This window comes from Escherichia marmotae, from assembly GCF_002900365.1.
Taxonomy (GTDB): domain Bacteria; phylum Pseudomonadota; class Gammaproteobacteria; order Enterobacterales; family Enterobacteriaceae; genus Escherichia; species Escherichia marmotae.
In genome coordinates, this window is the sequence record NZ_CP025979.1 from 3,099,916 (window position 1) to 3,125,841 (window position 25,926).

Consider the following 25,926-nt stretch of genomic DNA (forward strand, 5'->3'; position numbering starts at 1 on the left):
GGGCACAGGTCGCCCGGATTACAGTTCATTGGGTGTGACAACACCTGCTATTCCCGCAAAATCTCTCGTATTTCGCGTTACCAGTTCGCAGCCATAAATCTGTGCCGTTGCCAGAATAATGGCATCTGGCTTTTTGATTTTATATTCAAGAATGAAAAAGTCTTTTTGTCATTCCTCATGCACCTTACACGGATTCTTCAACACCTGGCGCCTCCCCCTTTTGCCTGCCTCCCTTTGCCTTACGTACCGGAAATTGCTGCCGCTCCAGATATTGCTCCACCGCTTCGCGTAAAATTGCAGATCGTGAAACTTTACGCCAGCCCCTGAGTTTGTTCAGTCTTTTAATTGCCTCTTCTGACAAATGAAGAAAAACCGTATTCATCGCCATCGTTACCACCTAACATATACTGTTAATTAATGTATGAAACTTACACTGGAAAATTAATTAACGAAAGCTGGTTTCCGCATGTGGTTTTGTTTTTGCGAGACACTTTCCAGAAACAATGCAACAGTTACAGTTATTTTAATTATTATTAAAAAATCGTTTAGCAGTAAGCGGCTCGTCAGAACCGTATTGATATTTACTGAGAGCTCAGATCAACTTTCCAGGGCAACAGATCGCGTACCCGGTTTGCCGGCCAGTCCTGGATATGTTCAATGACGTAACGCAGCCACTTTTCTGGCTCCACATTGTTCAGACGGCATGTGCCGATCAGCGAGTACAACACCGCCGCATGTTCACCACCGCTGTCGGAACCCGCGAACATCCAGTTTTTCCGGCCTACGGCCACTCCCCGTAAGGCGTTCTCTGCGATGTTGTTGTCGATTTCCACCCAGCCATTACTGCAGTACACGTTCAGTGCATCCCACTGTTTCAGCAGGTATGCGAACGCTTTTGCCGTATCTGAGTGACGCGACAGTGTTTTCGTCTGTTGCTGTATCCAGTCATACAGTGACTGCATCAGTGGCGCGGCTCTGGCTTTTCTTGCCGCCAGACGCTGTTCTGCTGAACAGCCCCGGACCTCTGCCTCGATAGCATACAGTTCACCGATACGCTGCAGGGCTTCCGTGGTGATGTCGGTGGGCGCTCTTGCATGCACATCGTGGATTTTTCTCCGGGCATGAGCCATACACGCGGCTTCCGTTATTCTGCCGGATTCGTATAACACCCGGTAACCACCGTAAGCATCGGCCTGAAGCACACCGCTGTAACCGGCCAGGTGATTTTGTGGATGGATACCTTTCCGGTCCGGACTGTACGCGAACCAGACCGCCGGGGGCATCTGTGAACCGGCGTTGCGGTCATCACGGACGTAGACCCACAGCCGGGCTGTCCGGGTTTTACCGCTGCCCGGCTCCTGGACCGGGACGGGGATATCATCGGCATGGACTTTACCGGGCATCAGCACATACTGGCGCAGGACGTCATACAGCGGCTCCAGCAGTTCAGCAACGGCACCGGTCCAGCGCCCCAGTGTGGCACGGCTCAGCTCCACTCCCTGACGACGGTATATTTCTGACTGGCGGTATAACGGCAGATGGTCTGCATATTTCCCGGTGACAACATGGGCCAGAAGCCCCGCTCCGGCATAACTGCGTGCAATGGGTTTTGAAGGTACTGGTGCCTGCACGATATGGTCGCACCGGCAACAGGCCAGTTTCGGACGTTGTGTTTCGATAACCTTAAAGGCGCTGCTGATAAGCTCCAGTTGCTCTGACACATCACATCCCAGAGAACTGAGTTCACCACCACAGGCAGGACAGCATTCCTCTTCCGGCCGGATAACCCGGGTTTCACGGGGAAGTGAGGCCGGTAACGGTTTACGGGCTGAAGACTGGCGCAGGGCGGATGGCAGTACCGGGTCATATTGCTCACCCAGCGTTTCCGCCATTTCTTCCTGAAGTGCGCTGATTCGCTCCTGAGCTTCCTGTATCTGCCGTTCGGTTTTTGCACGAAGTTTTTCTGAGCTTTTACCGAACTGCATACGTTGCAGTTTCGCAACCAGCGCCTTCAGCCGGTTGATTTCGGAAGCATAAGCCGCCACCCGCTGTGAGAGCAGGCGGTTGTATTCAGCCATCTGGCGGATGGTGTCCTGTTGCGTCTGCAACAGTGCCCGCAGGCGGGCGTTCTCATGAGCAAGTGAGGTGTCCATATCCTCACTTTACAACGGGTTATATGCGGATTCCAGCGCGTTCCGTTCGTTTCGGGTGCTTCCAGTTGATACCTTCAGGAAGCATGGATAACTGAGCCGGAGTAAGGTGCACCTTGCCGTCACGGGTGACTGGCCAGACGAAGCGGCCCCGCTCCAGGCGTTTGGTGAAGAGGCACAGTCCGTCACTGTCAGCCCACAACACTTTTATCTGGTCACCCCGGCGTCCGCGGAAGATGAACAGGTGTCCGGAGAACGGGTCATCCTTCAGGACGTTCTGAACTTTTGATGCCAGGCCGTTAAAGCCATTCCGCATGTCGGTGATACCTGCAACCAGCCAGATACGCGAACCGGCAGGGAGAGATATCATCAGTGGCTGCTCCCTTTTATTTCGCGGATAAGTGTCTGTAATAACGCCGGCGTCAGTTTACCTTTAAGCCTGAGAGTTCCGGCCGGCAGAACCAGCTCACAACACAGACTGTCGGACGGTGTATTTATCTGCTCTGGTTCCTGTGCGGGGGCCGGGATTTTATTATCCGGCTCCGGCGTTAACGTCACGGGAAGCAGTGCCGGCATATTTTTTCCGGAAGGCAGCAGGCCACCTTTCCGGTATTGATGGCGCCAGTTGAAGAGCAGGTTATCGTTGATTCCGTTTTCCCGGGCGATCTGCGCCACACAGGCTCCGGGCTGCAGTGACTGCTCCACTAAGGCGATTTTAAACTCATAAGGGAAGTTGGGCCGCCGGGGACGTTTTTTTACCACGGGGGCTTCGGATATAACGGTGCTTTCAGGACGTACGACTGGTACCGTGGAAAATTGTCCGTAAAGGCAGGCATCAAGTTCCTGCTCCGACATGCCTGCGGGCAAAGGCCACGAAAGGCCAGCTCTCCGAAAGCGCACGAACATACTACAAACTGTTGATTTTGGTACACCCAGGCGACGCCCGGCCACAACCCGGGGTAAATGTTCTTCAAAGTGAAGACGTAAAGCTTCAGTGATCCAGGTCCGGTGTTTCATACGATAGTGTCCATTAAAAATGATGGACATTATTTTTGTAGAGCCGGAGGAAACAGACCAGACGGTTTAAATGAGCCGGTTACGTTTAGCATCGCCCATGATTGTTTATTACTCTTAATTAGGTCGGATCGCATCCACAGAAAAGCGACAACAAATAATAAGGACGAGTTATGGTGCTATGAATATATTATATTCAAGGATATTTGTTTTTTGACTGGGTCTTCATTTACATCATCAGGATAGTGTACCCGAAAAAGTCAGCGTATTTACCGCATCAGGCTTAAGATAAAATTTATCGCCCATCGCAGACCGGTCAGTGCCGCCACCAACCGGTATTTAATTAAAACGGCCGCCCTACTCTTCTTCGTTCCCGCCCTCTTCATACGGGCCAAATGGCTTCGCGGGCAGAACGATATATGTGCCTTCAAACACCGCGCCTGGCGTATCGTCGCCAAAGATTTCGACCTGCATTTGCACCCGCGCTTTACGCCCGCGCGCCAGACGGTCGAGATCGCCGCTTAACGCACCGAGGTCGGCCACCGCATGAGGTTTGCCGCTAATCGGCTTGCTGTAGCGGATATGCGCATCGGCAAGAATAATCGTTCCGCCGAGGTGGCGTTCGCGCAGCATCAGCCAGATAAGCCCCCAACCGGTGAGCGTTGCCAGAGAGAATAAACTCCCGGCAAACAACGTGTGGTGCGGATTCTGATTGCCGGTTTCCGGCATGGTGGTGATAAATTTTTGCCCGGTATATTGCTGAATGCGCACGCCCATTTTTTCGCTTAACGGGATGTGTTCATACCACGCCTGCTGGAGCTGGGCGCACCAGTCGCCGCGATGCAAAATGTCATCCAGAGTAGCGACGGGTTTAATCATCAGAAAATGGCGAATCGGCGTGGTGGTTGGGGTGGTGATCTCCCCCTGATTCACAAACCCCAGCTTAGCGAAAAACTCCACCGCGTCTTCACGGGCGCTACAGGTCACGCGCTTAACGCCTTCCTGACGCGCTACCGACTCCAGGGTCATCGCCATCAGCGTGCCCAGGCCTTTGTCCTGCACGTCGGGATGAACGGCCATAAAGCGAATGGAGGCTTCGTTATCGGCATTGATATACAGCCGCCCTACTGCCACCAGATTACCCTGCTCGTCGACGACCATCTGGTGATGCGCCATCGCATCCCAGGCGTCGCGTTCAGAACCTTTCGGTTGATGCAGGGGTTTACGCAACATCTCCCAGCGGAATTGATAGTAGCGCTCTAATTCTTCTTCTGTTTGTGGAACCCGAAGGTGATACATAGCGATACTCTCTCTTGTTTCCCGTGACACACCTGGAAGCTGGCTCATACCTGCAACCAGAATGTCACGGGACCATCATTGACCAGCGATACCTGCATATCGGCAGCGAAGCGTCCTGTTTGCGTGTTCATTTCCTGCTGACGGCAGCGTTCGACGAAATAGTCATATAACGCCTCTGCGCGATCCGGTGAAGCGCCTTTGGAGAAGCTGGGGCGCATCCCCCGTTCGGTATCTGCGGCAAGGGTAAACTGGGAAACCACCAGCACACTGCCGCCCGCCTGTTGCACGTTGAGATTCATCTTGCCTTCAGCATCGCTAAAGATGCGATAGCCGAGCACACGCTCACACAGACGGTTTGCTTTCTGTTCGTCATCATCCTTTTCGACACCCAATAACACCAAAAGTCCCGCGCCAATTTCGCCCGTCACTTCTCCCTCCACGGTGACGCTGGCTCGGGTTACGCGTTGAATTAATGCAATCATGGTTCGTCGTCTTCTTCTTGTTCAGCAGCTTGTTTAAGTTTGCGGTATTCCCCGAGAGTGACAGTAATTTCTGCACCAAGCAAGACGATACACCATGTCCAGTAGACCCAGACAAAGAGGATGGGGATCACCGCCAGCACACCGTAAATGAGCTGATATGACGGGAACATGGTGATATAAAGCGCGAAACCTTTCTTTCCTGCTTCGAACAGGAGTGCGGCGACAAACGCGCCGACAATCGCGTCGCGGTTAGGTACGCGAATGGTAGGAACAATGCTGTACAGCAGCCAGAAGGAGATCCACGACAACAACAGCGGAAAAATACGCAGCACATTGTCGATGACAGTATTGAGATCGCTCGCCCAGCGCAGGGAGAGTAGATAGGAGCTGATCGCCAGACTGGCCCCCGCCAGCAGCGGCCCCAGCGTCAGGATCATCCAGTACACAGCAAACGAATAAATTTTGGGGCGAACCCGTTTACTGCGCCAGATGGCATTCAGCGCGCTATCGATGGAGTACATCAACAATAATGCCGTGACGATCAGACCACACGCCCCGACGGCGGTCATCTTGTTGGAGTTGGCAACAAACTGTTCGATATATTGCTGGATAACATCGCCTGTGGCAGGAAGAAAGTTGGCGAAGATAAAATGACGCAACTGAATGCTGACGTCAGAAAACATGGGAAACGCGGCGAAAAGTGCAAAAACAACGGCAACCAGCGGCACTAATGAGAGCAATGACACGTAGGCAAGGTTACCTGCCAGGGTTGTCATGTTGTCCTCATTAATGCGTTGCCAGAGTAGTTTCAGCCAGGCCCATAGCGGACGGGTACGATGCCTGGCTTTTTCATGGATGGTTTTTAGCATAACACCTTCGCGAAATAGTCCGGGATGGTGGTTTTATCTTTCACCAGAATGCTGGTAATACCTAGCTGATTAGCTCCTTCTATATTATCGGCGTTATCGTCGAAAAAGACCGTCTCGTCTGGTGAAAAACCTTCTGCCCGCAAAACATGCTGGTAAATTCGCGCTTCCGGTTTGCGCATACCTAAATCTTGCGACAAGTAGATATGGTCGGCAGCGCTACGGATTTCCGGGTATTCCTCTGGCCAAAAGGTAGTATGCAGGCGGTTAGTATTGGAAAGCACCACCACGCGATGCCCCTGCTCACGCAGTTTATGCATAATGGCGATCACTTCCGGGCGTAGCGCGACAAACACCGCCTGCCAGCCGTGGGAGAACTGTTCGTAACTTAACGGTAAGGCCATCTCATGACACAGCGCCTCAGCGAACTCTTCATCACTAATTTCCCCACGCTCATGCTGATGAAACGCCTCACCCATATGAAAACTCTTCTTAAGCGACGCCAGCGGAATACGCGTTAAATCGCTCCAGGTTCCCAGCACACGGTTAAAGTCGATATCGACAATCACATTACCTAAATCAAAGATATAGAGCATTTTTGCCTCCTTTCACACCACAGGAAATTAACTGTAGCGGGAAAGGATGGGTTTGGCTATGTGGCAATAAGGGTAATCTTGTGACGCTGATTGCGAAAAAGCAGAGTAATTTCACTGACTTTTTCGCATTAGATGAATGGTTAAGATTCAGGCGTAAATTGCCAACGGGTTTCGATGACCAGCGGCTTATCTGGTGTCACAAATTCCGGCGTTAGATTTATTGCGTTAGGTGCCTGAGTAAGCGGGTTAACACAGGTGGCATCAGGCTGTTTATCAAATACAACCAGACTGTTTGCTGAAGAAGTCATGGTCATCGCGAGTTTACCTGGCCACAGTAACTTAACCTTTAACCCGTCATAAAAACCAAAACAGTCATCCCAGGGGCCGCCTTGAGGAGAGATGCGATTTCCTGTTGGCAGTTCATCACTACCCGCTTCTTCTTGCCAGTCCGCATCAAAAAGCACCTGCAACGACGCTGTACTTTGCGGAGCCAGCTTTTTCGCAAACCACGGATGCCAGCCCGCAGAGGCCGGGAATGTATCGGCATGTGAATGGATTTCCAGTTGTAAAACCAGCGCATCGTTCTCCAGCAAAAAAGTCTGAATCACTTCCCCTTGCCATGGCCACGGTGAAGCCAGAGGCATACGTAAAGTCAGGGAATCTGTTGTTTTGGCGATAATTTCCCATGTTGAATAGCACGCCATACCATGTAACGCATGTGGTGGTTTATTGGCGGGTAAAGAATAACATTGCCCACCAGCATTCAGCGTCGCGTTCCCCAATCGCCCTGCCCACGGCACCATTGGGAAACAGCCGTACTGAAAAGCTCTGCGTTGCGGCTGCCATTGGCGTAATACTTCACAACCAAATGCCTGTAATGAGGTGATCCTGGCACCATCATGCGGATAAATCTGCAGGCGAATACTGCCTTTTTCCAGCGTCACAGACTCTCCCACAGGCCCAGGCCAGGGCGCGTCAAACGCCTGTTGTAGCGCCAGATAATGCTCGTTATTCCGTTCAGTTTTCATGAGATTGTTCCCTGATGTAGCGGTAAGAAGCGGTTTCTTGTTCATCGGTCGGCTCAATCAGCCAGACGCAAACAAAGGAAAGAACTGAGACAGCAAATAAAAACAGAGCGACATACCACGGTTTTCCCCCTCCCAGCGCCAGCAAACTTGAGGCGATAAGGGGGCTTAGTCCGCCAAGTATTGCGGAAAATTGATAGGCAAAAGAAAGACCGGTATATCGTACTTTGGTGCCGAACATGCGGGTGAAAAGTGTCGGCTGCACGGCAAACATCATCGTCGGGCCTAAGTTATAGCCGAGGATCATACTGCACCAGATGATGAGCGTACTTTTACTATCCAGTAATAAGAAGAAAGGAAACGCGAACAGGACACAAAATCCCGCACCTGACAAATACAGACATTTTTGACCTATACGGTCTGATAACCACCCGACCAACGGACAACTGAAAATACCGATCGCCGAGGCAATCAACATGCCCGTCAGAGGAATATCTCGCGATAATGCTAATTGGCTGGAAATATAAACGATACCAAAGGCGTTAATAATATTGGAGGAGACACTCTCTGCCAGCCTCGCGCCCAGCGCTAATAAAATATTTCGCGGATGTTTTTTGAATAATTCAATCAACGGAGGAACGGACTTTTCTTTATTATTCGTCGTTTTTTGCTTTTGAAAATCCAGTGTCTCCTCAGTATGCAGGCGGATAAATAACCCAACGATCAACATCACCGCAGAAAGCCAGAACGGAATACGCCATCCCCAGGAGAGAAACTGTTCCTGAGTCAGTAAATGGTTACAGAGCGCAAAAATACCGGTTGCCAGCATAATCCCCACTGATGCAGCCGTTTGTGGGAGCGAACCTAAAAAACCGCGCCGGGATTCGGGCGCAGATTCAATGGTCATCAATGCCGCTCCGCCATACTCGCCACCAAGACCAAAGCCCTGAATTAAGCGCAGCGCCATTAATATGAGCGGTGCCCAGATCCCAATTTCCTGATACGTCGGAATAAAACCAATCAAAAATGTGGAGCAACCGACAATAGCCAGTGTCCAGATAAGCGTTATTTTTCGCCCAATTTTATCGCCAAAATGGCCAAAGACGATGCCACCTAAGGGACGAGTCAAAAAACCGACACCAAAGGTAGCAAAGGCGGCTATAAGACCTATAAAAGGATCGCTGTTCGGGAAAAAAAGCGGAGCAAATACCAGCCCTGCTGCCGTGCCAAAAATAAAGAAGTCATACCATTCCATCAACGCGCCCGCGAAACTGCCCATTACGACACGTCTCATGGCTTTACCGGAAAGTCCTTCTTGCGGTGTAGGTAACGTTTCAGACATCATTTTCCTCTCCTGGTCGGCGAGAAATTGGGAAATAACCCACTACAAAGTGGGCAGTCTGATAAATACGCGCATCGACCTGATGCCGATACGCGTTATGTTTATTTGTTCAATTCCGCCAGAACTTCCGCGTCTTCGGCATCCACATTCGCCCCCAACGGTTCCCAATTAATCAATACGCAGGTCAGGAATCCCAGGAATGGCACAATTGCCAACCAGTAAAACGCTTCAGTTTTCAACGCACCCCACAGCATCGGCCAGAAAATAAGCCCGGCAATCGCACGGGCAAATCCCACCCCAGTAGGGCGAATAGCAGGAGGATATGAGAGTGTGGCAATGGTCATGCCCAACCCACCAGGCCCCGCTGAATGGAAGAAAATAATTGATCCCAACAACCCTAAAGACAGCCAGGGATTAGTCGTCGCCAGTGCGCCTAACGACAGCAATGCTAAGGTCACAACGGCAAATCCATACATGGACTGTCGGCGGGTGCCTAATCGTTGGAGAATAAACGAGCCGATCATCCCGCCGGTTACCCCACAAAGGGCATTCACGACGGCAGAACCCGTCAACGCGCCAGTAAGCCCGCCACTTATTATTCCCGCCAGGGTAAGAGGAAGATAAACACCTACAGCGTTATATTGCCACGCCTGCATGGTTGCCACGACACAGCCGAGGATGGTGCGTTTGCGGTAACGATCATTAAATAAGATGCCATATCCACCTCTGTATTTATTCTCTACCTTTTCCGCGGATCTGGCTTCTGCTGTACCCGGTGTCGCAACGCGAGCCTGAACACCGTAACGTTTTCCCAGGATGTCGCACGCTTCCTGGTAACGCCCGACGCGTGCGGCCCACATTGCGGATTCACCGATAAAGACGTAACGCAAAATCATGAAGATGACTGCGAAAATAGCCCCGATGAATATTCCGTAACGCCACAACTGTTCTTCAGCAATACCAGACAGAAGCAGAGGCAAAAGCACCAGATAGACAACGGTAGTTGAAACATACCAGGCCATTTGCCAGAGATTGACCGACGTTCCGGTTTTCTTCGACGTTGAACCACGAAGCTCTGCCACGGCATTGGTTGCCAAAGGGAAGTCGATGCCTAAGCCAAAGCCCATGATGACGCGACACACCAGCACCCACCAGATACTGGGCGCAATAGCCACCGCAGCAGCACCGATGGTGCATAACCCCATGCCAATAATAAATGCTCGCTTTTGCCCAAAGCGGTTGATGACCCGATTCGCTAATAAACCACCTATTAATGCGGCGATTAATACTGAAGCATTAACGGTTGCGGCAAGCCCAAGAGAAATACCAAATTGAGCGGCAATATATTTATTACCAAACCCCACCATCGCCGCCTGATAGGCATCAATCAATATGCCGCCCAAAGCAATAAAAATAACGCCGATACTGGTGTTGATCGCAGAGTTCTTATTAACAATATCAATTACGTCCTGTGGACGACTAATTGAATAAATTGCAGGACTGGTGATTTGACTCATCGCAGTGTCCTTTTTAATTGTTGTAGGGTGGCGCTGACATAGCGCAGCGCCAGACAGAGATTTAGAAAATCATTCCGGCGCAAATTGCAGCATGACTTTTATGGAGTCATTTTGCTGCGCGCGTTCGAATGCTGCCGCTGCGTCATCAATGGCAAATAAATCGGTAACCAGCTCACTGGTATCAAACCGCCCATCCGCCAGCCATTCGATAACGGCATCGAAATCTTCAGGGATGTACATGCCAGAGTTGAGCAAGTCACGCTCGAAACGTTGCATCATCGGTAGTGGTATTTCACGCGGCCCACTCGGTACGCCCATACACACAACGGTGCCTCCGGCATACACACGGGTACAGGCATCATTAAGCGTGGCCTGCGCTGCAACGACATCAATCGCTCCCGTAAATCGCACATCTGCGGCCAGTTCTCCCGGTGCCCAAACCTCTGCAGCACCCAATTTTAACGCCAGTGCACGTTTGGCCACGTCAGGTTCAATCACGGTAATCTTTCCTGCCCCCATAATGCGCAGTGCCTGCACAATGGATAAGCCAATTGTTCCAGCACCAATCACCAGTACGCTCTCCAGAGAAGCCTTCGGCATTCGGTTAACACAGTGACGAGCACACGCTGCCGGTTCGGCAAAGGCCAACACTTTTAGCGGTAAAGAGGCTGGTGCGACATGGCAATTACGCGCAGGAACAATGTGTTGTGAGCGAGCAAGGCCCGGCGCGCGAAAACCGGCAACCTGCGGTGGTTCACAAAGATTAAAACGCCCTGCTTTGCAGGCCCGGCATTCCATGCAAGCCATGATGGGATCGACAACCACATGATCGCCCGGCTGTACATGTTTGACGTCGCTACCCACTTCCGTAACACGCGCTGCAATTTCATGACCGGGAACGACTGGCGGTTTGGCAAACGGATGACCGCCTTTCAAAACATGCAGATCCGATCCGCATATCCCGTAGAACACAGGCGCAATCCGTACTTCGTGCGGTTTAAGTTGCTGGTGTGGTGCTTCAACATATTGAGTGGTGACTTTCCCAATATCTGAAAATAAAACCTGGGTAATTTTATCCATCATTATTCTCCAGAATCGTTATCCATAGGGAATTAGCGTTGCGCGATACCTTCATCGACAATTTCAGCCAATCGTTGTAAGCGTGGAACGGAGACATCGCGCAGCATAGTTTGTGGATCTTGTGCACCAACAACCGACGCCCAAACCGCTCGTCCTGCCAGGAAGCCAGACGCGCCGCTTTTCATCGCAATACTTACCGCGCGTCCAAAAATATCGGCATCGACGCCAGAAGAAAGAATTACCCACGGCATCTTCATCTGATCGTTAAGTTTCTGGCAGGCGGAAAGTAAGGTTTTTTCATCGCCTTTGCCTCCTAATGGCATCTCGGCTTTGTAAAGATCAGCCTCTGTTCCACCAAGCTCTGCGGCGGCGGCAACAATGGCGCTTTCACGATCAAAGTCCCAACCACGACGAGGTGGACGCACCACAGGCTCAATAATGCTGACCAGCCCGGCACTACGGCAGCGACGAACAAACTTATCGACCATTGCCAGACGTTCCTCTGCAGGTTCATCTTCACACCAGAGCACAAGTAATTTCATCGCCTTCGCCCCCATTTCACGGGCTTTATGCGGGTCGACGGACATATCTATTTCAACGCTATCAACCGGGATGCCATTACCTGGGATAAAAAGATCGGCAGCGACAATCAGACCGCAAGAATTAGCAACAGCGCCCTGCTCGACAATTTGATCAAGACAGAATTGTTTATCCGCCAGAACGGCAGAAGCATAAGGAGAAAGGATGCGGGTCGCGGCGACTTTAAAATCGGTGAGTACACTGTCGGAGACGGGTTTTGGCTGTCCTGCTGCCGCAAACATCAGACGCATAGCTTCACGCTGATCGACAGCTAACATGGCAAATCCACCACCTGGGCGGGAGATATCTTTCAGCGTAAATGGGGTGAAGTGGGATGACATAGAAACTCCTGTTAATAGATAAAATTAAAGACCAGCCTGCTGACGAACCTGATTTAGCAGGGCGCTCCAGTCCTGCCGCCCTTTACCGTCTTGACTTGCTGCGGCGTAATAACTTTCTGCTGCAATCCCCATATTGAGCGGCACCCCCGTCTCCTGAGCGACATCAACAGCAATACGCAGATCTTTCAACGCCAGATCCACCATGAAGGCGGGAGAAAGATCGCCTTTCAGCACTTTGCCAGGCCAGGTGGTCGTAAAATGCCCTTTCCCTGCTGCCGTACCACTCATCACCTTAATTGCGATATCAAGATTTAATCCCAGTGACTCACATAACACAGCGGCTTCGGAGGACAGCGCATTAAGCGCAATGCTCATATAGTTGTTAATTAGCTTCACGCGGATCCCCATTCCCGGGCCGCCAGCTTCGACCAGCTCATTACCCATGCACATGAGAATCGGGCGTGCGCGCACAATCTGCTCATCAGTGCCACCCGCTAAAATCAGCAATGTGCCATCAATCGCATTCACAGACGTTCTGCCCACGGGGGCGTCCATCATACTGATGCCTTTTTCTTGTAATTCCCGTATTAATGCATCGGTCTGTAAGGGATGAATAGTCGACATATCAATCACTAACGCGTCAGATGAAACAGTTTCACAGACACCTTTTTCCCCCAACAACACCTGCCGAACAATGTCACCATTGGGAAGCATAGTGATGATAAATTCAGCACCTACTGCCGCTTCCGCTGGGGTTTGTGCCGCAGTGGCCCCCTGCGTGACTAGCGCATCGACAGCCTGTGTATTGACATCAAATACCTGCAATAAATGCCCTTTTTGCAATAGATTGTTAGCCATTGGGCTACCCATCTGCCCCAGCCCGAGAAATGCAATGGTTGCCATGAACGCTCTCCTGTCTGACATTGACAAAATAATGACAATTGAAAATTCGTTTTCGTCTGTTTTTGAGCATATTTGTAATTTATGTTCAAAAACACGACACGCATCACTAATTTGATCATTTGTGTCATTTAAATTGACCAAAGACGACAAAATTAAACAGGACAAGACAAATATGACCAGAATTGCATGTGTGGGTATCACTGTTCAGGACAGAATTTATTCTTTGCCCTGTCTGCCAGAGGGCGGCGGGAAATATCAGGCAAATCATTATCTTGAGATTGGTGGTGGCCCGGCGGCAACAGCCGCTGTTGCAATAGCAAAACTCGGCGTGGAGGTTGATTTCATTGGTCGCGTCGGCGATGACAGTTGTGGAAATACCTTACTTGCAGAACTTGAGAGTTGGGGCGTCAATACGGCATTTTGCCGCCGATATCTTAATGCCCGTTCGTCGCAATCAGCGATCCTCGTTGATCAGCATGGCGAACGGATTATCGTTAATTATCCAAGCCCCGATCTCGATACAGATGCCGAATGGTTAGAAGCGATCGATTTCTCTCGTTATGATCTGGTTCTGGCCGATGTTCGCTGGCATAGCGGCACTGAAAAAGCATTCTCGCAAGCGCGCCTTGCGGGCGTGACAACGCTTTTAGACGCCGATATGACACCGCAGGATATTTCTCCACTTGTCGCGCTTGCCGATCACGCCGTGTTCTCAACGCCAGGGCTGAAACGCATGACCGGCCTTCAGTCACCTGAAGAAGGCTTGTACCAGGCAGCCACACAAACAGCAGGTAAAGTGTATGTCACGCTGGGTTCTGAAGGATCGTTGTGGATTGAAGATGATCATTTGTGTCAACAGGAGGCATTTTCTGTCAATGTGGTTGATACCACTGGAGCAGGCGATGTTTTTCACGGCGCACTCGCGGTAGCGTTAGCAGAAAAAATGCCCACAAAAGAGGCTATTCGTTTTGCCAGTGCGGTTGCCGCGATGAAATGTACCCAGGCTGGCGGTCGGGCTGGCATTCCTAATCGTGAGCAAACCGAATCATTTTTGTCACTTTATGCGTAAAATGGTAAACATCTACCGAGGAGGGGCAAGGGAGTATTCATGAGTATCATCGAAGTGACAGGTAATCCACGCCATGACCAACTCGTTCATCTAATCGCAGAACGCGGTTATATGAATATTGAAGAACTGGCACAACTGCTGGATGTTTCAACGCAAACCGTGCGCCGGGATATCCGAAAACTAAGCGAGCAGGGGTTGATCACCCGTCATCATGGAGGGGCTGGGCGCGTCTCCAGCGTCATGAATACCGCTTTTGAGCAACGGGAACTTTCGCTCACCGCCGAGAAACGGGCGATCGCTGAGGCGGTCGCTGATTACCTTCCCGAACGCTGTACCGTCTTTATCACCATCGGTACTACGGTCGAAGCCGTTGCCAGGGCATTACTCAACCGCCGTGATTTACGCATTATCACTAACAGCCTACGTGTGGCACAGATTCTTTATAAGAATCAGGATATTGAAGTGATGGTGCCGGGAGGCACTTTACGCGCCCATAACGGCGGGATCATCGGCCCCGGAGCTGTGGATTTTATTGAAGGTTTCCGCGCAGACTATTTAATCACCAGTATTGGTGCCATTGAGCATGATGGCACCCTGCTGGAATTTGATGTCAATGAAGCGTTAGTCGCGAGAACGATGATTAAACATGCGCGGAATACATTGCTAGTGGCAGATCATACTAAGTTTGCCGCGTCTGCTGCCGTTTCAATTGGCAATGCACGAAATGTCAGAGCATTTTTTACTGATGCTCCACCGCCCAATTCTTTCTGCCAGTTATTAAGCGAAGAGAATGTCGAACTGGTGGTTGCCGAGCAAGAAGTATCCTGAAATATAAACTACCATTAATGCCCAATGGCGAAAGCCATTCGGGCAATCACTCATTGTTAAATACTTATTTTTTACTAAAACGAACCATTGAAAAACCAATCGATATATTTAAACATTGATATCACCAATATTTAAATATGATATATAGGTTTCGTGATTGAATTATTTTCATATTATCCACTATTAAAAGCATTCAGTAATAGAGTACACTTTTCATTCCCTCATATACCTACCAGGAATGCAAAATGGAAAAGAAATTTTATATGGATTGGGATAATGAAATCCTACAAGAAGAATTTATCAATAATATTTTAGCCGATGAAGACCTGGCAAAAATTCGCTCTTTGGTCATTGGACGTTGGGGGGAGTGCTGGGACGAGGAAAGTTGCCAACCGATAATCGACATGTTTGTTGAACATGCTGAACGCTTTGCTCATCTTGAATCCCTGTTTGTTGGCGATATGGAAAGCGAAGAGTGTGAAATTTCGTGGATAAAACAAGGGGATTATTCTCGTCTGTATGCAGCGCTGCCGAACCTGAAAAAGTTGACGATTAAAGGTGCCCAGGGCCTGGAACTGGGAGAAATCGCCCACGATAAACTGGAGCACCTGGAAATTATCTCTGGCGGTACGCCGTGCGGCGTGTTCGCGTCATTGCAAAACGCCCACCTACCCGCATTAAAAACACTTATCGTTTATATTGGCATTGAAAATTATGGTTTTGATGCGTCGATAGATATCGTGATGAAGCTGGCGTCTAAATCCCTCTTCCCAAGCCTGATGCATCTTGGCCTGATGAACAGCGAAGAACAAAACGAAATCACCCGCCGCGTGCTGGAGAGCGACATTCTGCCGCAACTGGAAGTGCTGGCACTCTCTTGTGGCACACTCACCAATGAAGGCGCGGAGTATCTTCTCAAACATGCCGATCGCCTTAGCCATCTGAAACTGCTGGATTTGCACCATCATTACATGACAGAAGATATGCAGAAAAAACTGCAAAAAACACTGACATGTACTCTCGAATTATCAGAAGCGCTAACGTCTGAAGTCTATGATGACGAAGTTTATATGCATGCGATGTTTACCGAGTAAATGAAATTTATTGGGAGAGAGTCATCTCTCCCATTATTTATCACAGAAAAGGAATTCTTCGTGATTACGCTAATTGGTCATCCTGAAAGCAAACGCACATTTTATTTTTGCCAGGCAGCGTCACGCTTACAGGAACATATCAACGTAGTGAGCCATGATCAAGCACTTACCCTGCCCTTAAATAAAGGCATGGTAAAAATTGATCCCCCCTTACATCAGGAAACAGATATTGGCTTAATTAATACGGTTAGCCAAAACTATATTAGTTTTTTACAAAAAATGGCTACCAGAAAGGAAATACGTTTTATTAACTCGCCAGAAAGTATTATTCATTTTCTGGATAAGCGCCACTGTAAACAACGATTAATCGAACACGCGATCCCGACACCGCCGATATTAGCGGATAATGTCCATAGTTACGATCAACTGATCGCCTGTATGCGCAGCGAGAAGATTTATCGCGTGTTTATTAAGCCGAATCTCGGATCAGGTGCCGCCGGGGTACTGGCTCTAAGTTTACATCCCGGCGATAACCGTCAGGTACTTTATTGTGCGATCCAGATTACAGGTAACACGCTGGTGAACAGTAAACACATTATCCGCTATGAAAACAGCGATGATATTACGTTGATTGTGAATGCTATTTTACAACAAGAAAATATTATCGAACGCTGGCTGGCAAAAGCCCGAGTGGGCAATAAAAGCTACGATTTACGCATCGTGTATGTTAATGGCGAAATCATCTGGCGGGTTATCAGAAAATCATCACAGCCGATCACCAATTTGCATCTGCAAAATGAAGCTATCCGTTTTGCCGATCTTAATTTACCCGCAGAAAAAGTGGCTGAAATTGACTCGCTTTGTCTCAACGCCATGAAACTCTACCCGGACATACACATTGCCGGGCTTGACGTATTACTCACACAAAATTTAACCCCCTATATTATCGAAATTAATGGACAGGGCGATCTTATTTATCAGGACACCTGCGAACAAAATATGATTTATCAACGCCAGATTCAGGTAATGAGAAAACACCATGTATTGATCTTACCCACCAATAGTGGACACAGGACTAAGTGAGTAAACTCTCAACCAGAGGTGACTCATGACAAAACCAGTATCAATCAGCAAGAAGCCCCGTAAACAACATACGCCTGAATTTCGTAACGAAGCCCTGAAACTCGCTGAACGCATCGGTGTGGCCGCCGCAGCCCGTGAACTCAGCCTGTATGAATCTCAGCTTTATGCCTGGCGCAGTAAACAGCAGCAACAAATGAGTTCGTCAGAGCGCGAAAGCGAACTGGCCGCTGAAAATGTCCGCCTTAAACGACAACTGGCGGAGCAGGCTGAGGAACTGGCCATCCTCCAAAAGGCCGCGACATACTTCGCGAAGCGCCTGAAATGAAGTATGTCTTCATCGAAAATCATCGGGCAGAGTTCAGCATCAAAGCGATGTGTCGTGTACTTCGGGTTGCCCGCAGCGGCTGGTATGTCTGGCTCAGGCGTCGTCACCAGATGAGCCTGCGCCAACAGTTTCGGCTCACCTGCGATACCGCTGTTCATAAGGCATTCTTTGAGGCAAAGCAGCGATACGGTGCTCCCCGCCTTGCTGACGAACTGCCGGAGTTCAATATTAAAACCATTGCCGCCAGCCTGCGTCGTCAGGGGCTGCGGGCGAAAGCCGGCCGGAAGTTCAGCCCGGTCAGCTACCGTGCACATGGCCTGCCCGTATTGGAGAATCTGCTGGAGCAGGACTTCAGCGCCAGCGGCCCGAACCAGAAGTGGGCGGGTGACATCACGTACTTGCGTACCGATGAGGGCTGGTTGTATCTCGCAGTAGTCATCGACCTGTGGTCACGCGCCGTTATTGGCTGGTCGATGTCACCGCGAATGACAGCACAACTGGCCTGTGATGCACTGCAAATGGCGTTGTGGCGGAGAAGACGCCCGGAAAGCGTCATTGTTCATACGGACCGTGGTGGTCAATACTGTTCAGGGGATTATCAGGCGCTGCTGAAGCGACACAACCTGCGTGGCAGTATGAGTGCGAAAGGCAACTGTTATGACAATGCCTGTGTGGAAAGCTTCTTTCATTCGCTGAAGGTGGAATGTATCCACGGGGAACGCTTTAGCAGCCGGGAAATAATGCGGGCAACGGTGTTTAATTATATCGAGTGTGATTACAATCGCTGGCGTCGTCACAGTGCCTGTGGCGGTCTCAGCCCGGAACAATTTGAAAACCATAATCTCGCTTAGGGCCGTGTCCACATTACGTGGGTAGGATCAGTATAACGTAACTGACGAAGTACCGGAAAATACCCGCGCGGCAATCCATTCCTGCGATGGCGAAATCAATATGAATGATTTGATTGCCAGGGAAGCCAATGTCCTGTTTGTGGTGCTTGATTCTCTGCGTTTTGATATCGCTTATCAGGAACAAGAAGCAGGCAATACGCCGAACATTAACCGTTATGGTCGCTGGATAAAGTGTGAAGCCTCTGGCAATTTTACCTGGCCTTCACATCATTCGATGTTCTCTGGTTTTATGCCTAAGCCGTTGGAAGCTGTACCGGGTCATTCAATGCTCTTTTTCCCCAAAGATATTGGTTTAGGACGTTTAGGGCCAAAAAATGCGTTCGCATTCAGCGAAGAGACGTGGATTAAAGGGCTGGAAAACAAAGATTACCGCACTATCTGCGTTGGTGGCGTCTCCTTTTTTAATAACCGCTCAGGGATGGGGAAAGTTTTCCCAGCGATGTTTAAGGAGAGTTACTGGTATCCGAATTTCTCCTGCACGGTAAAAGAGAGCATGGATAATCAGCTAACTTTAATTAATAAAAAGGTGAATGCTGAACATCCGCTGATGATGTATATCAATATCGACACCATTCATTATCCAAATCATTTTTATATTGAAAATGCCAAACCTGGCGATACGGTAGAAACTCACGCCGCTGCCCTGCATTATATTGATGCGAGAATCGAAAAACTTTTTGACATCTTCCGGCAAACCGGGCGGGAGACGTTAGTTATTATCTGTTCCGATCATGGCACCTGCTACGGAGAAGACGGTAAATACTTTCACAGTTTTAACCATCCGATTGTGAATACCGTACCCTATTTTCACTTTGTGTTAGATGTCAAAGCTCATGAATAATGAATCGATTTATCAGCAATATATGTACAGTTACCCGCATAAAACCGCTTATCGGGAATTAAACAATATTGCTTTTGCGGATGTGAAGTCGCGTATTTACGAGCATAAAACACATCTCTATATTCATATGCCTTTTTGCCAGAGCCGCTGCGGTTTTTGTAATCTTTTTACCTGCACGGGGGCAGACAATGCCTTTATCGACAACTACATTGAGGCGATTATTATCCAGGCCCGGCAAATGCAACTTGCGCCTGTAGACTGGGCCAGTTTTACCATTGGCGGCGGTACTCCACTGTTGCTTAATGTCGGGCAACTGTCGTGGTTGTTTAGCAGGGTGTTTGAAGAATTACAGGTCGATGCGCAGATTTTTAAGGCGATAGAAACATCACCCTCCGATACCACCGCCGAAAAAGTCGCGTTGTTGCGCCAGCTTGCGGTAAACCGTGTCAGTATTGGTATTCAGAGTTTTAACGATCTGGAACTCGCCACATTACACCGCCGCCATAGCGCTGAAAATGCCCATCGGGCGCTGAAGCTACTGCGTACAGGTAATTTCCCGATAATTAATATTGATATTATTTACGGCATTCCTGGTCAAACGGCAGCAAGTCTAATAGCTTCGCTTAATCAGGCATTAGATTATCAGCCTGACGAACTGTTTCTGTACCCGCTGTATAACATGCCGCGCCAGCAGGATATGTATAGCCTCTATATTGAGGCCCGTGATCGCTTATTGCATGAGGGATATACGCAAACGTCAATGCGCCGTTTTGTGCGATCCAGTGATGATTCGACGGCTGAAAGTTGTGGCTTTGAAAATTCGCTGGCGCTTGGTGCGGGGGGGCGAAGTTATCTTGGCAATTTACATTACTGCACACCGTGGTCACAAAACCAGCCTGCATCGCGGCAGATTGTGGCGGATTTTATCGGCCGACAAGATAAGACCCAAATTAACCACGGCTATGTGCTTTTACAAGCAGAGATGAAGCGGCGTTTTATTATCAAGAATCTCTTTTTCTATAAAGGACTTTCGTTAAGTGATTATCAGCGCCAGTTCTCTTCGCAGGTATTAAGCGATTTTCCCTTGCTGGGAGATTTCATCAAACAAAATTACTGCCACCAGCGGGATAATCGGATTCAACTCACCGCGCAGGGTTTGGCGCTTTCAGACAAGCTTGGCCCGCTGTTTATTTCTCCGGAAGTTCGCCGACTGGAGATGCATAAACGATGATGCTAAAGCAGATCCAGACGCTGATTTATCGCGGCGAAATGAAATCGTGTAATTATCGCTGCGGCTATTGTCCGTTTCATAAACAAGACCGCAATGATAAAGAACAGGATGCAGCGGCATTATGGCACATGGTTGAACATTTACCGGCTCTGGGTTCGCCGTTAACTGTTTTGATTACGCCTTACGGCGAAGCATTGCGTTATCGTTATTATATGGCGGCGATGGCAGAAATTAGCCGTTATTCCCATGTTCAGGCAGTGGGTATTCAGACCAACGCCTCTTTTAACTTATCCACGTTAATTGCGACTTTTCAGCACCATCAGGGCAATTTGGAAAAACTGCGGCTGTGGTGTTCGTTTCACCCTTCCCAGGTTAGTAAAGAGGTTTTCCGTAACCAGGTACTGGCAATTAAGGATGCGGGGATAGTTTGTTCCGTAGGTGCCGTCGCCAGCGTAACCGACTATGACACATTACAGTGGTTACGCACGCATCTTCCTCCCGATATCTATTTCTGGTTAAACGCCAATGAGCGCGATAAAAAGCCCACCAGTGACGAAATAAATGCACAATTTCAGTTGCTGGACCCGCTTTATAATCTGGAAACCAGCCTCTGGCCTGCTAATGTCGAGTTTTGTCTGGGCGGCAAAAAGAGCGTGTTCATGAATGCTGATGGTGATCTCTTCGCCTGTAATATCAGCAAAATTAAAATCGGCAATTTATATCAGCAGCAATGTTCATCTCCAGCCTGTATGGCCCGACAGTGCCACTGTTATCTGGCTTATCATCTGCGTCACGATATTCCGGCCCTCTCACAATTAGGCGCTGAACGCTGTTTTCGGATCTTCCCTTTATGATCTGCCGTTTAATCGCGCTCGATTTAGATGGCACATTGCTTAACAGCAAGAAGATGATATTCCCAGCGTCTGTTTCGGCACTGCAAAGTGCGCAACAGGCAGGCGTGAAGATTATTCTCGCCACCGGGCGTTCGCACAGCGAAGCCTTGCCTTATTACCAACAATTGCAATTAACCGAGCCGATGATCTGCTGTAACGGCAGTTATCTTTATCATCCGCACCTGCGGCAAATATTGCATCCGCTGGTGCTGGATATCCACAAGGTGGAACAGCTACGACTCTGGTTTTCACAACAGGCATTGCAGCCACATATTTATACGTATGATGATTTTGTTTTGCTGATTAGCCTGATACACCGCAAGGCCTCGTTATTGCGCCAGGCAGAGGAATTTGCCCGGCAAGAATTATCGCTGAACTGTAGTTGGTCCTGGCATCATCAACTGGATATTACCCAGGCGGGGTGCGATAAAAGCAAAAGTCTGGCCTGGTATGCACAGCAGCAAAATATCGCTCTGGAGGACATTATGGCGTTTGGCGATAACGATAATGATGCAGGGATGTTGAAGATGGCTGGGAAAGGTATCGCAATGGGCAATGGCAGTTCGCTGACAAAAGCCAGCGCCAGTCGCGTTATTGGTCACAACAACACCGACGCGATTGCGGATTTTCTTTATGCACAGGGGTTCAGATAATGCCTGATGCGATGCTGGCGCATCTTATCAGGCCTACAAAAGCAAAAAAACCTGCCATCGCTGGCAGGTTTTTCACGACTAAAAAGAGAAATTAATCTTCTTTCGGACCACGGTTAGCGCGGCGACGATCGTTTTCCGTCAGGTGACGTTTACGAATACGGATAGAGGTCGGAGTGACTTCTACCAGTTCGTCATCATCGATGAACTCCAGTGCTTGTTCCAGAGTCATGCGGATAGGCGGAACCAGAACAACGGCTTCATCAGTACCGGAAGCACGCATGTTGGTCAGTTTCTTACCGGTCAGGCAGTTTACAGTCAGGTCGTTAGAGCGGCTGTGAATACCGATAATCTGACCTTCATAAACTTCTGCACCGTGACCGAGGAACAGCTTACCGCGATCCTGCAGACCGAACAGCGCGAACGCTACCGCTTTACCCTGACCGTTAGAGATCAGTACGCCGTTCTGACGCTGACCCACTTCACCCGGACGCACATCGTCGTAGTGGCTGAAGGTGGAGTACAGCAGACCAGTACCGGAAGTCATGGTCATGAACTCTGAACGGAAGCCAATCAGACCACGGCTTGGGATCACGTAGTCGAGACGTACGCGGCCTTTACCGTCTGGATTCATGTTTTTCAGCTCGCCTTTACGTTCGCCCAGCGCCTGCATTACAGAACCCTGATGCTGTTCTTCAACGTCCAGAGTCACGTTTTCGAACGGCTCTTGTTTACGACCGTCGATTTCACGGAAGATGACTTTCGGACGGGATACCGCCAGTTCGAAACCTTCACGACGCATGTTTTCGATAAGAACAGACAGGTGCAGTTCGCCACGACCAGAAACGCGGAACGCATCGGCGTCTTCGGTTTCTTCTACGCGCAGCGCAACGTTGTGTACCAGTTCTTTGTTCAGACGATCCAGAATCTGACGAGACGTTACGAACTTACCTTCTTTACCGCAGAACGGAGAGGTGTTAACGCAGAAGAACATAGAAACGGTCGGCTCATCAACGGAGAGTGCCGGCAGCGCTTCAACGTTTTGCGTGTCGCAAACGGTGTCAGAAATGTTCAGTTCACCAAGGCCAGTGATTGCCACGATATCGCCAGCTTCCGCCAGATCGGTTTCGATACGTTCCAGACCAAGGTGGCCCAGCACTTTACCAACTTTCGCGTTACGGGTTTTGCCTTCACTATCGATGATAGTAACCTGCTGGTTCGGCTTCACTTTACCGCGCTTGATGCGACCAATGCCGATAACACCAACATAGCTGTTGTAATCGAGCTGAGAAATCTGCATCTGGAACGGACCGTCAAGGTCTACGTCCGGTGCAGGAACGTGGTCGATAATCGCCTGATACAGCGGGGTCATGTCTTCCGCCATATTTTCGTGGTCCAGACCCGCGATACCGTTCAGCGCAGAAGCATAAACGATCGGGAAGTCCAGTTGCTCGTCGGTCGCATCGAGGTTAACGAACAGGTCGAATACCTGATCAACAACCCAGTCAGGACGCGCGCCAGGGCGGTCAACTTTGTTGATTACCACAATCGGCTTCAGGCCGTAAGCAAACGCTTTTTTGGTTACGAAGCGCGTTTGCGGCATCGGGCCGTCAAATGCGTCAACCACCAGCAGCACTGAATCTACCATGGACATTACACGTTCAACTTCACCACCGAAGTCGGCGTGCCCCGGGGTATCAACGATGTTGATACGGTAATCATTCCATTTGATAGCGGTGTTTTTCGCGAGGATGGTAATCCCACGCTCTTTCTCCAAATCGTTGGAGTCCATCACGCGCTCTTGGGTTTCGGCACGAGAGTCGAACGTACCGGATTGTTGGAGCAGCTTATCTACCAGGGTGGTTTTACCATGGTCGACGTGCGCGATGATGGCGATGTTACGCAATTTTTCGATCACAACTTTGCCTCAGGCATTAGAAATAGCGCGTTATTGTACACGGATTAATCGCACTACAAAACAGGATCACAAACATCCTCCGCAAACAAGTATTGCAGAGTCCCTTTGTGATCGCTTTCACGGAGCATAAAAAGGGTTATCCAAAGGTCATTGCACCAACATGGTGCTTAATGTTTCCATTGAAGCACTATATTGGTGCAACATTCGCATCATGGTGCAGCCCTTTTGCACGAAGGTAAGCATGATAACGCCTTTTAGGGGCAATTTAAAAGTTGGCACAGATTTCGCTTTATCTTTTTTACGGCGACACGGCCCAATTAATTGCAGATTTCGTTACCACGACGACAATGACCAATCCAGGAGAGTTAAAGTATGTCCGCTGAACACGTACTGACGATGCTGAACGAGCACGAAGTGAAGTTTGTTGATTTGCGCTTCACCGACACCAAAGGTAAAGAACAGCACGTCACTATCCCTGCTCATCAGGTGAATGCTGAATTCTTCGAAGAAGGCAAAATGTTTGACGGCTCCTCGATTGGCGGCTGGAAAGGCATTAACGAATCCGACATGGTGCTGATGCCAGACGCATCCACCGCAGTGATTGACCCGTTCTTCGCGGACTCTACCCTGATTATCCGTTGCGATATCCTCGAACCAGGCACTCTGCAAGGCTATGACCGTGACCCTCGCTCTATTGCTAAGCGCGCTGAAGATTACCTGCGTTCCACTGGCATTGCCGACACTGTACTGTTCGGGCCAGAGCCAGAATTCTTCCTGTTCGATGATATTCGTTTCGGCTCTTCTATCTCCGGTTCTCACGTCGCTATCGACGATATCGAAGGCGCATGGAACTCTTCCACCCAATATGAAGGTGGTAACAAAGGTCACCGTCCTGCAGTGAAAGGCGGTTACTTCCCGGTTCCGCCGGTAGACTCTGCTCAGGACATCCGTTCTGAAATGTGTCTGGTAATGGAACAGATGGGCCTGGTGGTTGAAGCACATCACCACGAAGTGGCAACCGCAGGTCAGAACGAAGTGGCAACCCGCTTCAATACCATGACCAAAAAAGCCGACGAAATTCAGATCTACAAATATGTCGTCCACAACGTGGCGCATCGTTTCGGTAAAACGGCGACCTTTATGCCGAAACCGATGTTCGGTGATAACGGCTCCGGTATGCACTGCCACATGTCACTGTCTAAAAACGGCGTCAACCTGTTCGCGGGCGACAAATACGCTGGTCTGTCTGAGCAGGCGTTGTACTACATTGGCGGTGTAATCAAACACGCGAAAGCGATTAACGCGCTGGCAAACCCGACCACCAACTCTTACAAGCGACTGGTTCCGGGCTACGAAGCACCGGTAATGCTGGCTTACTCTGCGCGTAACCGGTCTGCATCTATCCGTATTCCGGTGGTATCTTCTCCGAAAGCGCGTCGTATCGAAGTGCGTTTCCCGGACCCGGCAGCTAACCCGTACCTGTGCTTTGCTGCCCTGCTGATGGCGGGTCTGGATGGCATCAAGAACAAGATCCACCCGGGCGAAGCAATGGACAAAAACCTGTATGACCTGCCGCCAGAAGAAGCGAAAGAGATCCCGCAGGTTGCAGGCTCTCTGGAAGAAGCACTGAACGAGCTGGATCTGGACCGCGAATTCCTGAAAGCCGGTGGCGTGTTCACTGATGAAGCGATCGATGCGTACATCGCTCTGCGTCGCGAAGAAGATGACCGCGTACGTATGACTCCGCACCCGGTAGAGTTTGAGCTGTATTACAGCGTCTAATAGTTGAAGTAGTCATACCCGGCGCACAAACGCCGGGGTTTTAGTTGCCGTGGAAATTTCAGCCCATCTCTGCATGGGCTTTTTTCTCCGTAACTTCTCTGATGCTT

The 25,926-nt window shown here is 49.7% G+C and carries 24 protein-coding genes and 2 pseudogenes; 10 read left to right on the forward strand and 16 right to left on the reverse strand.

Annotated elements, in window-relative coordinates; genetic code table 11:
* Positions 1-18: 18 nt before the first annotated feature.
* The 15 genes and pseudogenes from C1192_RS16020 to yihU form a co-directional block, all read right to left on the reverse strand.
* Positions 19-147, reverse strand: a pseudogene (locus C1192_RS16020) (PIN domain-containing protein); the annotation flags it as partial.
* A gap of 21 nt (positions 148-168) precedes the next feature.
* Positions 169-388: pseudogene (locus tag C1192_RS16025) on the reverse strand (ribbon-helix-helix domain-containing protein).
* A gap of 193 nt (positions 389-581) precedes the next feature.
* Positions 582-2,153, reverse strand: a complete 1,572-nt coding sequence (locus tag C1192_RS16030) for an IS66-like element ISCro1 family transposase (protein WP_103194797.1) — start codon at positions 2,151-2,153, stop codon at positions 582-584.
* Positions 2,154-2,172: 19 nt separating this feature from the next.
* Positions 2,173-2,520 carry an IS66 family insertion sequence element accessory protein TnpB gene (gene tnpB, locus C1192_RS16035; RefSeq protein WP_069906977.1) on the reverse strand — a complete coding sequence of 116 codons (348 nt, stop codon included), beginning with the start codon at positions 2,518-2,520 and terminating at the stop codon, positions 2,173-2,175.
* Positions 2,520-3,197: an IS66-like element accessory protein TnpA gene (gene tnpA / locus C1192_RS16040; RefSeq protein WP_001339397.1), complete on the reverse strand. Its 678-nt coding sequence runs from the start codon at positions 3,195-3,197 to the stop codon at positions 2,520-2,522. The genes tnpB and tnpA overlap by 1 nt, the downstream gene beginning before the upstream one ends.
* 324 nt (positions 3,198-3,521) lie before the next feature.
* The gene (fabY, locus tag C1192_RS16050; protein WP_001517342.1) at positions 3,522-4,463 is read right to left on the reverse strand and encodes a fatty acid biosynthesis protein FabY; all 942 of its coding nucleotides are present in this window, start codon (positions 4,461-4,463) and stop codon (positions 3,522-3,524) included.
* 44 nt (positions 4,464-4,507) lie between these two features.
* Entirely contained in the window at positions 4,508-4,945 is a 438-nt protein-coding gene (gene dtd, locus C1192_RS16055; RefSeq protein ID WP_000560983.1) for a D-aminoacyl-tRNA deacylase, read from the reverse strand.
* On the reverse strand, positions 4,942-5,814 hold the full coding sequence (locus C1192_RS16060) for a virulence factor BrkB family protein (RefSeq protein WP_000920721.1): 873 nt from the start codon (positions 5,812-5,814) through the stop codon (positions 4,942-4,944). The genes dtd and C1192_RS16060 overlap by 4 nt, the downstream gene beginning before the upstream one ends.
* Entirely contained in the window at positions 5,808-6,407 is a 600-nt protein-coding gene (gene yihX / locus C1192_RS16065) for a glucose-1-phosphatase (RefSeq protein ID WP_000965690.1), read from the reverse strand. The genes C1192_RS16060 and yihX overlap by 7 nt, the downstream gene beginning before the upstream one ends.
* A 140-nt stretch (positions 6,408-6,547) precedes the next feature.
* Positions 6,548-7,435, reverse strand: a complete 888-nt coding sequence (locus tag C1192_RS16070; RefSeq protein ID WP_038354788.1) for an aldose 1-epimerase — start codon at positions 7,433-7,435, stop codon at positions 6,548-6,550.
* Positions 7,425-8,774, reverse strand: coding sequence for an MFS transporter (locus tag C1192_RS16075; protein WP_010376781.1), 1,350 nt, complete (start codon positions 8,772-8,774; stop codon positions 7,425-7,427). Before C1192_RS16075 ends, C1192_RS16070 begins: the two co-directional genes overlap by 11 nt.
* 101 nt (positions 8,775-8,875) lie before the next feature.
* The gene (locus C1192_RS16080) at positions 8,876-10,291 is read right to left on the reverse strand and encodes an MFS transporter (protein ID WP_038354789.1); all 1,416 of its coding nucleotides are present in this window, start codon (positions 10,289-10,291) and stop codon (positions 8,876-8,878) included.
* A 69-nt stretch (positions 10,292-10,360) separates the two neighbouring features.
* Positions 10,361-11,371, reverse strand: coding sequence for a (R,R)-butanediol dehydrogenase (locus C1192_RS16085; RefSeq protein ID WP_038354790.1), 1,011 nt, complete (start codon positions 11,369-11,371; stop codon positions 10,361-10,363).
* Positions 11,372-11,403: 32 nt separating this feature from the next.
* Complete coding sequence (locus C1192_RS16090; protein ID WP_038354791.1) at positions 11,404-12,291, reverse strand: aldolase; 888 nt, start codon at positions 12,289-12,291, stop codon at positions 11,404-11,406.
* 24 nt (positions 12,292-12,315) lie between these two features.
* On the reverse strand, positions 12,316-13,194 hold the full coding sequence (yihU, locus tag C1192_RS16095; RefSeq protein ID WP_038354792.1) for a sulfolactaldehyde 3-reductase: 879 nt from the start codon (positions 13,192-13,194) through the stop codon (positions 12,316-12,318).
* A 172-nt stretch (positions 13,195-13,366) separates the two neighbouring features.
* Between yihU and C1192_RS16100 the strand changes: the two genes are divergently transcribed.
* The 9 genes from C1192_RS16100 to C1192_RS16140 all read left to right on the forward strand — a co-directional run bounded on the left by C1192_RS16100 (position 13,367) and on the right by C1192_RS16140 (position 22,122).
* The gene (locus C1192_RS16100; RefSeq protein ID WP_001517346.1) at positions 13,367-14,263 is read left to right on the forward strand and encodes a sugar kinase; all 897 of its coding nucleotides are present in this window, start codon (positions 13,367-13,369) and stop codon (positions 14,261-14,263) included.
* 39 nt (positions 14,264-14,302) lie between these two features.
* Positions 14,303-15,091, forward strand: coding sequence for a DeoR/GlpR family DNA-binding transcription regulator (locus C1192_RS16105; RefSeq protein WP_000022286.1), 789 nt, complete (start codon positions 14,303-14,305; stop codon positions 15,089-15,091).
* Between the two features lie 245 nt (positions 15,092-15,336).
* The gene (locus C1192_RS16110) at positions 15,337-16,185 is read left to right on the forward strand and encodes an STM4015 family protein (RefSeq protein ID WP_038354793.1); all 849 of its coding nucleotides are present in this window, start codon (positions 15,337-15,339) and stop codon (positions 16,183-16,185) included.
* A 60-nt stretch (positions 16,186-16,245) separates the two neighbouring features.
* Positions 16,246-17,268 carry an STM4014 family protein gene (locus C1192_RS25390; protein ID WP_052463007.1) on the forward strand — a complete coding sequence of 341 codons (1,023 nt, stop codon included), beginning with the start codon at positions 16,246-16,248 and terminating at the stop codon, positions 17,266-17,268.
* A gap of 25 nt (positions 17,269-17,293) precedes the next feature.
* A protein-coding gene (locus C1192_RS16120) for an IS3-like element ISEc16 family transposase (RefSeq protein ID WP_103194781.1) occupies positions 17,294-18,444 on the forward strand; the annotation gives its coding sequence in 2 pieces (ribosomal slippage) (positions 17,294-17,555 and positions 17,555-18,444; 1,152 coding nt in all).
* Positions 18,445-18,544: 100 nt separating this feature from the next.
* Positions 18,545-19,345, forward strand: coding sequence for an STM4013/SEN3800 family hydrolase (locus C1192_RS16125; RefSeq protein WP_241482943.1), 801 nt, complete (start codon positions 18,545-18,547; stop codon positions 19,343-19,345).
* Positions 19,338-20,576 carry an STM4012 family radical SAM protein gene (locus C1192_RS16130; protein ID WP_038354726.1) on the forward strand — a complete coding sequence of 413 codons (1,239 nt, stop codon included), beginning with the start codon at positions 19,338-19,340 and terminating at the stop codon, positions 20,574-20,576. Before C1192_RS16125 ends, C1192_RS16130 begins: the two co-directional genes overlap by 8 nt.
* Positions 20,573-21,430 carry an STM4011 family radical SAM protein gene (locus C1192_RS16135; protein ID WP_038354725.1) on the forward strand — a complete coding sequence of 286 codons (858 nt, stop codon included), beginning with the start codon at positions 20,573-20,575 and terminating at the stop codon, positions 21,428-21,430. Before C1192_RS16130 ends, C1192_RS16135 begins: the two co-directional genes overlap by 4 nt.
* Positions 21,427-22,122, forward strand: coding sequence for a Cof-type HAD-IIB family hydrolase (locus tag C1192_RS16140; RefSeq protein ID WP_038354724.1), 696 nt, complete (start codon positions 21,427-21,429; stop codon positions 22,120-22,122). The genes C1192_RS16135 and C1192_RS16140 overlap by 4 nt, the downstream gene beginning before the upstream one ends.
* 91 nt (positions 22,123-22,213) lie before the next feature.
* Here the strand turns inward: C1192_RS16140 and typA are convergent, their stop codons facing one another.
* Positions 22,214-24,037 (reverse strand): ribosome-dependent GTPase TypA, encoded by a 1,824-nt coding sequence (gene typA, locus C1192_RS16145; protein WP_000570678.1) that lies wholly within the window; start codon positions 24,035-24,037, stop codon positions 22,214-22,216.
* A gap of 372 nt (positions 24,038-24,409) precedes the next feature.
* Here typA and glnA point away from each other — a divergent pair, with 372 nt between their 5' ends.
* Positions 24,410-25,819, forward strand: coding sequence for a glutamate--ammonia ligase (glnA, locus tag C1192_RS16155; RefSeq protein WP_001271717.1), 1,410 nt, complete (start codon positions 24,410-24,412; stop codon positions 25,817-25,819).
* Positions 25,820-25,926: the final 107 nt, after the last annotated feature.